An 11,347-nucleotide genomic window follows, 5' to 3' on the forward strand; every position below is an offset into this window, starting at 1 on the left:
TTGAAAATTTTAAAAATTATGGATAATGAAGCTTTAATAGATTCTTTTTCAGATTTTAAATATGAAAAAAATATAGATAGAGTTAATCTCATGGCTATTTTAGAAGAATCCATACGATGTGTATTGAGAAAAAAATACGATTCTTCTAAAAATTATGATATTATTGTTAATCCAGATCAAGGAGATTTAGAAATTTGGAGAAATCGTATAGTTGTAAAAGATGGGTTTGTGAAGGATCTCAATAAAGAAATAGAATTATCTACAGCTCGTAAAATAGAACCAGATTTTGAAATAGGAGAAGAAGTCACAGAAAAAGTAGAACTAAAATCTCTTGGAAGAAGATCTATTTTATCTTTAAGACAAAATTTACTTTCGAAAGTGAACGAATATGATAATACAAATACTTACAAAAAATTCAAAAATAAAATAGGAGAAATTATTAACGTTGAAGTTTATCACATTTTACCTAGACAAATTATTATGAGAGATGAAGAACAAAACGAAATGGTTCTTCCTAAACAAGAACAAATTCCAAATGATTTTTTTCGAAAAGGAGATCCTGTTAGAGTATTAGTAAAAAGAGTAGATTGGAAAGATAATAAACCTTTTGCTATTCTGACTAGAAAAGATGAAACTTTTTTAGAAGAACTTTTTAAATTAGAAATACCAGAAGTTTCTGAAGGATTAATCACGGTTAAAAAAGTAGCGCGTATTCCAGGAGAAAAAGCAAAAATTGCTGTCGAGTCTTATGATGATCGTATAGATCCTGTAGGAGCTTGTGTTGGAATGAAAGGATCTAGAATTCATCCTATTGTTAGAGAATTAAAAAACGAAAATATAGATGTAATCAATTATACATCCAATATACAATTATATATAACGAGAGCTTTAAGTCCTGCTAAAGTTTCCATGATGGAGGTGAATGAAGAACACAAATATGTGAATGTATATGTCAAATTTGAAGAAATATCTAAAGCGATTGGAAAAGGAGGACAAAATATAAAATTAGCTAGTCAATTAACAGGATATAAAATCCATATTTTTAGAGATTTTCCTTATGAAGATGACGTAGAACTAACAGAATTCTCTGACGAAATAGAACCAGAAGTTCTAAAAAAATTTCATCAAGTGGGATTGAATACTGCAAAATCCGTTTTAAACTATAGAAATAATGATCTTAGTCAACGGACTGATCTTGAAGAAAAAATTATTAAAAAAGTAATTTTTATCCTCAAAAAAGAATTTGAGGAAGAATTCAATAATAATAAAAAATAATCCATGAATTTTTTTTGTGTCTAAATTTTTATTTTTGTTCTTATTATTAAGATTTATATGACTGATAAAATCAGATTAAAAACAGTATTAACCAAATTCAATATTTCCTTACAAAGAGTTGTCAATTTTTTGAAAAGAAAAGGGATTAAAATAGAAAATAATCCTAATGCAAAAATAGAGGAACAAGTATACAGATTTCTTGTAAGAGAATTTAAAACTTATAAAGAAATACGAGATGCTTCTGAAAAAGCTTTTTTACAAAAAAGAAAAGAAAAAGAAAAAATAAAAAAAGAAGTATTGAAATCCAAACATAATAATGTTGCTCATCAAATCATACGTGCAAAATCAGAGAAACTAGTTAGATTAAAAAAAATAGGAAAAATAGATATTGACACATTAGAAAAAAAATATGGAACTCCCGAAGGGACAAAAGACAAAAAACATATTGAAGTTGAAGAGAAAAAAACAGGAAATCATAAATCTATTATTCAAAAACATAAAGAAAAAAATAATAAAAAACCTGAACATATAGATACTATCTATCAAAAACTAGATGGTGTCATGTTAACAGGAGATAGAATTGATCTATCTCAATTTGAAAAAAAAAGAACAAAACAAGAAAATAAAAAAAAACGAAAAAGAATTAAAAAAGAAATAATTCTTGAAGAGATAAAAAATATTCCTATCAATAGTGTGAATAATAGTAGAAATAAACAGGAAAAAGAAAGAAGAAATATTTTTAAAAATTTTTCTCATGAAAAAAAAATGGAGAAATCAAAGAATAAAAAAAATTATCAAAAATCTATAGTTACTGAAGAACAAATTGAAAAACAGATTAAAGAAACTTTAGAAAAACTTTCTTCAAAAGGAATTAAATCAAAAGCTTCAAAAATTAGAAAAGAAAAACGTTTACATAAAAAAGAAAAAAGAATTCTTAAAAATGAAAAAATAAAAAATGAAAAACAAGAACAAGAAAAAGTTCTTAAACTAGCTGAATTTACAACTGTAAATGAATTAGCATCTATGATGAACGTAAATGCAACAGATGTTATTGTTTCTTGTATGTCATTAGGAATTATGGTGACTATGAATCAAAGATTAGACGCAGAGATATTAACCCTTGTTGCTGATGAATTCGGATACAATGTAGAATTTGTAGGATTAGATTTAGAAGAAGCTATTCAAGGAGATCATGATTTAGAAGAAAATTTAAAATCTAGACCTCCTATTATTACTGTTATGGGACATGTGGATCATGGAAAAACATCTTTATTAGATTATATTAGAAATACTAATGTAATTGCTGGAGAAGCTGGTGGAATAACTCAACATATAGCAGCTTATAGTGTTGAACTATCGAATAATCAAAGTATCACCTTTTTAGATACACCTGGTCATGAAGCTTTTACTGCTATGAGAGCAAGAGGAGCACAAATCACGGATATAGCGATTATTGTGATAGCTGTAGATGATCAAGTAATGCCTCAAACTAAAGAAGCTATTAGCCATGCTCAAGCAGCAAATGTTCCTATTATTTTTGTGTTTAATAAAATTGATAAACCCAATGCAAACCCTGATAAAATTAGAGAACAATTAGCTAATTTAAATTTTTTAGTAGAAGAATGGGGGGGGAAATATCCCTCTCAAGAAATTTCAGCAAAGTTAGGAAATGGAGTAGATAAATTATTAGAAAAAGTTCTTTTAGTCTCTGAATTATTAGATTTAAAAGCAAATCCAAATAAACCTGCGACAGGAACTGTTATAGAAGCTTCTTTAGATAAAGGAAGAGGATATATAACCACCTTGCTTTTGCAAGGCGGAACATTAAAAGTAGGTGATTATGTTTTAGCAGGAAGTCATCATGGAAAAGTCAAAAATATTTTAGATGAACGTGGAAAATCTATTCCATGTTCAGGACCATCAAAACCTATCAAAATTCTAGGATTAAACGGAGCTCCTACTGCTGGAGATAAATTTAAAGTATTCAAAGATGAAAAAGAAGCAAAACAACTTGCTTCTAGAAGAGAACAACTGCAAAGAGAACAAAATATAAGAGCTCAAAAACATTTGACTCTAGATGAAATAGGAAGACGTATAGCTCTAGGAGACTTTAAAGAATTAAAAATTATTATTAAAGGAGATGTTGATGGTTCTGTAGAAGCTCTTACAGATTCTTTACAAAAATTATCTATAAATAGGATCATGATTAATATTATATATAAAAGTGTTGGTCAAATTACAGAATCTGATGTTTTGTTAGCAAGTGCTTCAGATGCTATTATAGTAGGATTTAATGTACGTCCCAATACTGGAGCTAAAAATATTGCAAAAAAAGAAAATATAGAAATACGAATTTATTCAATTATATATGACGTTATTAATGATGTTCAAGAAGCTATGGATGGAATGTTATCTCCAGAAACAAGAGAAAAAATTTTAGGAAATGCAGAAATAAGAGAACTTTTTAAGTTTCCAAAAACAGGAACTATAGCTGGATGTATGGTCGTAGAAGGAAAATTATTACGTAAAGCAAAAGTTAGATTAATTAGAGAAGGAATTGTAATATACAACAATGGTGTTTTTACTTCTCTAAAACGTTTTAAAGAAGATGTAAAAGAAGTTTCTAAAGGATATGAATGTGGATTGGGGATAAAAGATTATCATAATCTTAAATATGGAGATATTATAGAAGTCTATGAAGAACTATCTTATTCTCCTCCTCCTACTACAACAACTACAAACAAAAAGAAATAAGTTAAAAAAATCAAGTGAGTCTTAGTCAATCATCATACAGAACACATAATTGTGGAGAACTTTGTAAGAAAGATATTGGAAAAAAAGTAGTTTTATCTGGATGGATTCAAAAATTAAGAAATTTAGGATCTATAACTTTTATAGATATTAGAGATTATTTTGGAATAACACAACTTATTTTTTCAAAAAAATTCAAAAAAAATATTGAATTGGGAAAAGAATTTCTCATTAAAGTTAATGGAAAAGTAGTAGAAAGAGTTTCTAAAAACTCTAAAATTCCTACAGGAGAAATAGAAGTCCTATTATCTAGAATAGAGGTATTAAACTCCTCCATATCTCCTCCTTTTTTCATAGAAGATAAAACAGATGGAGATGAAAAATCACGTATGAAATATAGGTATTTGGATATACGAAGAAATCCAATAAAAAATAATTTGAAACTTCGTCATAATATTTCTATAGAAATACGAAATTTTCTTTCTAAAAATGGATTCTTAGAAATAGAAACACCTATGTTAATTAATCATACTCCTGAAGGAGCTAGAAGTTTTGTAGTTCCATCTAGAATACATTCTGGAAAATTTTATTCTTTACCTCAATCTCCTCAATTATTTAAACAATTATTGATGATTGGTGGAATTGATAAATATTTTCAAATTGTAAAATGTTTTAGAGATGAAGATGCTCGTTCTGATCGTCAAATAGAATTTACACAAATAGATTGTGAAATGGTTTTTGTAAATGTTAATGATGTATTGATTTTTTTTGAAAAATTCATAAAATACATATTCAAAAAAATAAAAAATATTCAATTAGAACCTTTTACAAAGATTACTTATTCTGATGCAATTAAAATGTATGGAACAGATAAACCTGATTTACGTTTTGAAATTAAATTTTTGGAGTTGAATGATTTAGTTCAAGAAAGAGGAATTGAATTTTTTAAAAAAAAAGAACTAACAATAGGAATAACTATTCCAAAATGTAGTTCTTATCCATGTGAAAAAATTCATTCCATTATTGAATGGATGAAACAAACAAAAATAGGAATTAAAGATATTTTTTGGTTGAAATATTTTCCAGATAAAACATTATTTTCTCCAATGAGTAATTTTATGAAAAAAGAAGATCTGATAATGTTCATAAAACATTTGAAGGCAAACCCTGGAGACTTATTATTCATTTTTTATGGAAAGGAAAAAATGAGAAATCAACTCAGTCAATTTCGTATGAAATTAATCAATTTTTTAAAAAAATTAAAAGAAAATATTAAAATATTTAAACCTTTATGGGTTACAGATTTTCCACTATTAGAATGGAATAATAAAATTAAAAGATATAAACCTTTTCACCACCCTTTTACAAATCCAAAAGAAGAGGATCTTCATCTTATAAAAAAAAATCCAGAAAATGTTCGTTCACAATCTTATGATTTAATTATTAATGGAGTTGAAATTGGAGGAGGATCTATTCGTATTCATAATAAATCCATTCAAAATTTAATTTTAAAACATTTAGGATTCTCTGTAAAAGAAATTCAATCTAAATTTGGTTTTTTAATCAGAGCTTTTGAATATGGAGTTCCACCTCATGGTGGAATTGCTTTTGGGTTCGATAGATTAATTGCCCTTTTAGAGGGGAAAAAAAATATAAAAGAATTTATTGCTTTTCCAAAAAATAATTCTGGAAAAGATCTAATGATAGATGCTCCATCTTTCTTAGAAAAGAAGAAACTAAATGAATTATATTCATAATTCATTTAGTTTCTTCTTATATCGTAAAGATGATTCTTCATAAATAAAAAGAGCTTCTTTTTGGTTTTTCCAGTTTCCTATTTTTACTTCCTTACCCTCTAAATATTTGTATTCCATGAAGAAATGTTCAATTTCTTTCTTCGCATGAAAAGAAATTTCTTCAATATTATTAATAATATTATAATTAGGATCTTCTATTGGGACACAAATAATTTTTTCATCTTCTCCTTTTTCATCCGTCATAAAAAAAATACCAATAGGTTTAACTCTAATTAAACAACCTGGAATTGTTGGTTCTGTTAAAAAAACTAATGCATCTAATGGATCTCCATCTTTTGAAAGAGTTTTTGGAATAAATCCATAATCCGTAGGATAACTCATAGGAGAATATAGAACTCTATCTAAACGAATTAAATTATTTTTCTTATCAAATTCATATTTATTTCGACTTCCTTTAGGAATCTCAATTAGTACATCAAAATTTGTTTTCATATTTTTTTTTGGACTATATTTTTGTGTAACAATTAAATTTCTCTAAATACAAAGCAACTTTTTTAGCAAATCCTCCTCCTAAAACCCCATCTATAACGCGATGATCATAAGAATGTGACAAATAAATTTTATGTCTAATTCCAACAAAATCTCCTTCTGGAGTTTCTATAATGGAAAGTTTTTTTTGTATTACTCCTATTGCCAATATAGCTACTTGTGGTTGATGAATAATAGGAGTTCCAAATAAATTTCCAAAACTACCTATATTGCTAATAGTATAAGTTCCTCCTTGTGTTTCTTCAGGTTTTAATTGATTCAATTTTGCTCTTTTTATTAAATCATTAATAATTTTTATTAATCCTCCTAAACTATAAGAATCTGCATGTTTAATGACAGGAACAATTAAATTACCATCAGGTAATGCGGTAGCCAATCCTATATGAATATTTCTTTTTTTTATAATATTAGTTCCATTAACAGAAATATTGATCATTGGAAGATCTTTTATAGCCTTAACCACACATTCCACAAATACAGACATTAAAGTCAATTTTTCTCCTGTATTTTTTTGAAAAGTATCTTTCATTTTTTCTCTCCACTTAACAATGTTTGTTACATCCGCTTCAACAAAAGAAGTAACATGTGCAGATATATTTTTACTTTCCATCATATGTGATGCAGTGATTTTACGCATTCTATCCATTTCTTCTATGATCTCCTCATCATTATCATTTTTACCACTACTAGTAAATGAAAAATTATTGTAAGGAGAAATGATTTTATTTTTATTTAAATGAATATACTTCAATATATCTCTTTTGGTAACACGTCTATTTTCTCCAGTTCCTTTTATAGTTTCTAATTCAGAGAAATTAATTCCTTCTCTATGAGCAATAGAACGTACAAGAGGGGAATAAAATCTTTTTTTTAATGGTTCTTTTTCTTCTGTTTCTAAAATAGCTATAGCAGTTCCTACCTTAACCACTTCATTCGGAAAAAATAATTTTTTTTTCAAGATTCCATTTACAGGAGAAGAAATTTCAGAATCTATTTTATCCGTAGCTATCTCTACTAAGAGATCTTCTTTTTTTATAGAATCTCCTTCGTTTTTTAACCAACGAATGATAGTAGCCTCCGCTATACTTTCACCCATGGCTGGAAGGGTCAAATTATACTCGGACATCTAAATTTTTTATCGTTTTATTATATATTGTTTTTTTTTCTGATATTAACCATATTTTACAATCTATCTAAAAAAAAGAAAAAACCAATAAAACCAAAAATAATAAATTCATTTTAAAAAATGAAAATTCTTTCTTTGAATCAAATTAAAAAAGTTGATCAATATTGTATTGATTACGAAGATATTTCTTCTATAGAATTAATGGAAAGAGCTGCAAAAAGTTGTTTCGATTGGATTATTCAACATTATAATCATAAACTTAGAAAAATATCATTTATAATATTAGTAGGAAATGGAAAAAATGGAGGAGATGGACTTTCTTTATCTAGAATGTTACATTTGCATGGCGCTAGGGTCAAGATATATATCTTGAATATTTCTAATCATTTTTCAAATGAATTTATAATTAATAAAAATAAAATATTAAGATATGGAATTGAATTGAATTCAATAAATGAAGGAGATAAATTTCCATTATTTGATAATAAAAATAAACTTATAGATGCAATTTTTGGAATCGGATTGAATCGTCCTATTAAAAAAAAATATTGGAAGTCTTTTTTTTATTATCTAAATAATCAGAAATTTTCATCTGTTATTTCTATAGATGTTCCTTCTGGTCTTTTTATGGAAAAAAATCATGATATTATCATAAAAGCGACTCATACATTAACTTTTCAAGTTCCAAAAATTCCTTTTTTTTTATCAGATTATGCTTTTTACGTTGGAAAATGGTATTTATTAAATATTGGATGGAAAAAAAAATACATACATAATATGTATGTAAAAAATTTTTACATTGATAATACAGATGTTCATTCTATTTATAGAAGTAGGGAAAAATTTTCACACAAAGGAAATTATGGTCATGGACTTATTATAGGAGGAAGTTATGGAATGATTGGATCTGTTTTACTTTCTGCAAAAGCAAGTTTTCGAATTGGAATAGGAAAATTAAGTGTATATCTTCCACATTGTGGAAATAAAATTATACAAACTGTTCTTCCAGAATCTATTATAAAAACAGATCGAAAAGAAAATTTAATTTCTTCTATTCCTAATAATTTTATTATTCAAAAATATGCAGCAATAGGAATAGGAATGGGAATGGGAAAAGATCCTATCACTGAATATGCATTAGAATCTTTTCTCTTAAGATTAAGAAAGAAAAATAAAAAAATTCCTATGGTGATAGATGCAGATGCGATTAATATTCTATCAAAAAAACCAAATATACTAAATCTTTTATTAGAAAAAGAAACTATTCTCACTCCGCATCAAAAAGAATTTGAGAGATTATGTGGGACATGGAAAAATGATTATCAAAAATTATCTCTTTTGAAAAAATTTTCTAAAAAATATAACATTTTCTTAGTATTGAAAGGAGCGCATACTGTTATTTCTACTCCTCATGGAAATCTTTATTTCAATAGTACTGGAAATCCAGGAATGGCTACAGCTGGAAGTGGAGATGTCCTGACAGGCATGATTACAGGTTTATTAGCTCAAGGTTATTCTTCAAAAAACGCTTGTATTATGGGAGTTTATTTGCATGGTCTAGCTGGAGATATAGCCTCTAAAGAATTAAACGAAGAATCTATAATGGCCATGGATATTATAAATTATATAGGAAAAGCTTATAAAAAACTAAAAAATCATGAATGAAGAATATATTTTTTGATACACAAACGATATGTTATCGTATATAACAAAATTATTATTGATAGAAAAAAACTAATTTTAAAAATATAATCTCCATACTTGATATAAAAAGTTTTCTTTTTATTTAGAAAAATTTTTCTGGATAAAACTCCTTTTTTTCCGTACGGAATAGAAGATATAATTTCTCCTTTTTCATTAATAAAACAAGACACGCCTGTATTTGCAGATCTGGCAATAAATTTTCTATTTTCAATAGCTCTAAGACATGCATAAGATAAATGTTGCTTATATCCTTGTGAGACCCCCCACCATCCATCATTAGTAATGAGGGTCATAAATTCTGCATTCTTTTTAAAGAATTGAGAGACATATTCTCCAAATACAGATTCATAACAAATAATAGGAGCGATCTTTATTCCTAAAAAAGGATGTGTAAATATTGTATAATGAGGATCTTTTCCGTGTTCCATTACGGATCCTCCAAAATTAAGAAAAATATTTCCCAATATAGGAAAAAAAATTTTTTTATAAGGAAAAGTTTCTACAGCTGGAACTAATTTAGATTTATGATGAAATTCAATCTGATCATCAGAATATGTTTCTATTTGTATGATAGAATTAAATATATCAATCCATAAGATTTCATTTCTAAAAAAAATTGGAGTTGAAGTTTGACTAAACTCTTTTTTTTTAGAAGAGTTGAATAATTCTATTCCTGTAATAAATACGGTTTTTGGAGAAATTTTTTTTATATGATTTCTAAATATTGAGATGATGTTATTTTTTCCTATATTTTTCAGATAAATTTTTTTTCCATTTCCTGGAAATAGAGTTTCAGGTGCTATAATAAAAGTAGTATTTTTATCAATTTTTTTATCTATTAACTTTATCAATATAGAAATTAATTTTTTCGTTGAAATTTTATATTTTTGATGATATGGATTGATATTAGGTTGTAAAATTAGAACGTTAACAGTTCCAGTTACATCTTTTTTTTCTTCACATTTTAAATATATGTAATTTGAAATAAGAATGAGGAAAAAAATTTTTCCTATATTAAAAAATATGTTCTTATATAAAGAAAGTATGTTTTTATTTTTTTGATATTTGATAATAGAATTCATAAATCCTATATTCACAATCCATATCCATAATGTTCCCCCTAATATTCCAGTATATTCATACCATTGAATCCATTTTATATGATTAGAAAAACCATTTCCTAAATTTAGCCATGGCCAAGAAAACTCCCATTCTAAATGCATTTTTTCAAATGAAATCCATATACAAACTAAAAATAAATATCCTATATTTCTATTTTCTACATGTTTTTTTATCCATGAGTAAAACGAAAAAACAATGGACATTAAAAAAGCATTTATTGTAACAGGAGTTAAATAGGCTTCTGTTGAAAAACTTCCATCAGGTCTTTTTGCATAAAATAACCACCATGTGGATATAGCATTCCATGTAAAAAAAGTAAAAAAAGACAAGAAAAATATTAATACAATTTTTTTCTCTGAATCTGAAGAATAAAAATGTTCTTCTGCATATAAAATAGGAATAAAAGCTATAAACAAATACAAGGGATTTCCATAAGTAGGCCATCCCAATCCTAATAAAATTCCAGAAAGAATACTAAAAAAGAAAAATTTAATATTTTTACTCCTATGTTTTATAAGAAATCTTGAATGACAAGACAATTTATTAAATAAAATTATTTGATTGCATTTGACAGGTTTTTCTCCTTACAGAGTTAAAAAGAAAAACTATGTGGAGCTGGCGGGATTCGAACCCGCGTCCAAACAAGTAGCATAAAAAATTTCTACATACTTATCCAAAAAAATTTTTTTAGACTAAAATCGGTTTTTGGATACCAAATAAAAGTTTAGATTCTAAAAAAAATAGGAAAACTTAAGAATCATCCGTTTTCTTGTCCTTATATATGTTTTAGTATCTCTATATAATCAGTGTATTTATAAGGAAAAATTCCTGAGAGACATTTTGCTTCCACATATTGTGGATTTAGCTATGAAATAATATCAAATTAAGAATTATTTTTCAAGCAGCAAAAGCATATTGTTTTTCGCCATTTATATTGACTTTGTAAGTCTGTATTTACGTGTAAGATCTTACGTAACACGGTATGCTTAATTTTACAACTAATCTTGCTGTCAATTCCAAAAAGTCAGCCCCTTTTTTTTTCAAACTTTAATCATTTTTTCTT

At 26.5% G+C, this 11,347-nt stretch carries 7 protein-coding genes and 1 other RNA gene; 4 read left to right on the top strand and 4 right to left on the bottom strand.

Annotation, left to right across the window (positions count from 1 at the left end; genetic code table 11):
- Positions 1 to 18: 18 nt before the first annotated feature.
- From nusA to aspS, 3 genes are read left to right on the top strand one after another with little or no spacing between them, the layout of a single operon-like run.
- On the top strand, positions 19 to 1,275 hold the full coding sequence (nusA, locus tag H0H77_RS00005; protein WP_185851577.1) for a transcription termination factor NusA: 1,257 nt from the start codon (positions 19 to 21) through the stop codon (positions 1,273 to 1,275).
- Between the two features lie 57 nt (positions 1,276 to 1,332).
- On the top strand, positions 1,333 to 4,029 hold the full coding sequence (infB, locus tag H0H77_RS00010) for a translation initiation factor IF-2 (RefSeq protein WP_185851578.1): 2,697 nt from the start codon (positions 1,333 to 1,335) through the stop codon (positions 4,027 to 4,029).
- Positions 4,030 to 4,043: 14 nt separating this feature from the next.
- The gene (gene aspS / locus H0H77_RS00015; protein ID WP_185851579.1) at positions 4,044 to 5,783 is read left to right on the top strand and encodes an aspartate--tRNA ligase; all 1,740 of its coding nucleotides are present in this window, start codon (positions 4,044 to 4,046) and stop codon (positions 5,781 to 5,783) included.
- On the opposite strand, the gene H0H77_RS00020 is transcribed toward aspS, so the two are convergent.
- Positions 5,778 to 6,275 (bottom strand): inorganic diphosphatase, encoded by a 498-nt coding sequence (locus H0H77_RS00020; RefSeq protein ID WP_185851580.1) that lies wholly within the window; start codon positions 6,273 to 6,275, stop codon positions 5,778 to 5,780. The two genes, aspS and H0H77_RS00020, sit on opposite strands and share 6 nt — an antisense overlap.
- Positions 6,276 to 6,288: 13 nt before the next feature.
- Positions 6,289 to 7,458: a dihydrolipoamide acetyltransferase family protein gene (locus tag H0H77_RS00025; protein WP_185851581.1), complete on the bottom strand. Its 1,170-nt coding sequence runs from the start codon at positions 7,456 to 7,458 to the stop codon at positions 6,289 to 6,291.
- A 120-nt stretch (positions 7,459 to 7,578) separates the two neighbouring features.
- Here H0H77_RS00025 and H0H77_RS00030 point away from each other — a divergent pair, with 120 nt between their 5' ends.
- Positions 7,579 to 9,123 (top strand): NAD(P)H-hydrate dehydratase, encoded by a 1,545-nt coding sequence (locus tag H0H77_RS00030; protein ID WP_185851582.1) that lies wholly within the window; start codon positions 7,579 to 7,581, stop codon positions 9,121 to 9,123.
- Here the strand turns inward: H0H77_RS00030 and lnt are convergent.
- A complete protein-coding gene (lnt, locus tag H0H77_RS00035) occupies positions 9,114 to 10,823 on the bottom strand; it encodes an apolipoprotein N-acyltransferase (protein WP_238783795.1) in 1,710 nt (569 codons plus the stop codon). The genes H0H77_RS00030 and lnt overlap by 10 nt on opposite strands.
- A 68-nt stretch (positions 10,824 to 10,891) precedes the next feature.
- Positions 10,892 to 11,316, bottom strand: a transfer-messenger RNA (tmRNA) gene (gene ssrA / locus H0H77_RS00040).
- Positions 11,317 to 11,347: the final 31 nt, after the last annotated feature.

Origin of the sequence: Blattabacterium cuenoti, from assembly GCF_014251255.1 — a bacterium.
Lineage (GTDB): Bacteria > Bacteroidota > Bacteroidia > Flavobacteriales > Blattabacteriaceae > Blattabacterium > Blattabacterium cuenoti_W.

Bases quoted from the DNA above. Each gene is read 5' to 3' on its own strand.
- H0H77_RS00030 (WP_185851582.1), top strand. From the start codon at position 7,579: ATGAAAATTCTTTCTTTGAATCAAATTAAAAAAGTTGATCAATATTGT.
- H0H77_RS00025 (WP_185851581.1), bottom strand. From the start codon at position 7,458: ATGTCCGAGTATAATTTGACCCTTCCAGCCATGGGTGAAAGTATAGCG.
- infB (WP_185851578.1), top strand. From the start codon at position 1,333: ATGACTGATAAAATCAGATTAAAAACAGTATTAACCAAATTCAATATT.
- nusA (WP_185851577.1), top strand. From the start codon at position 19: ATGGATAATGAAGCTTTAATAGATTCTTTTTCAGATTTTAAATATGAA.
- H0H77_RS00020 (WP_185851580.1), bottom strand. From the start codon at position 6,275: ATGAAAACAAATTTTGATGTACTAATTGAGATTCCTAAAGGAAGTCGA.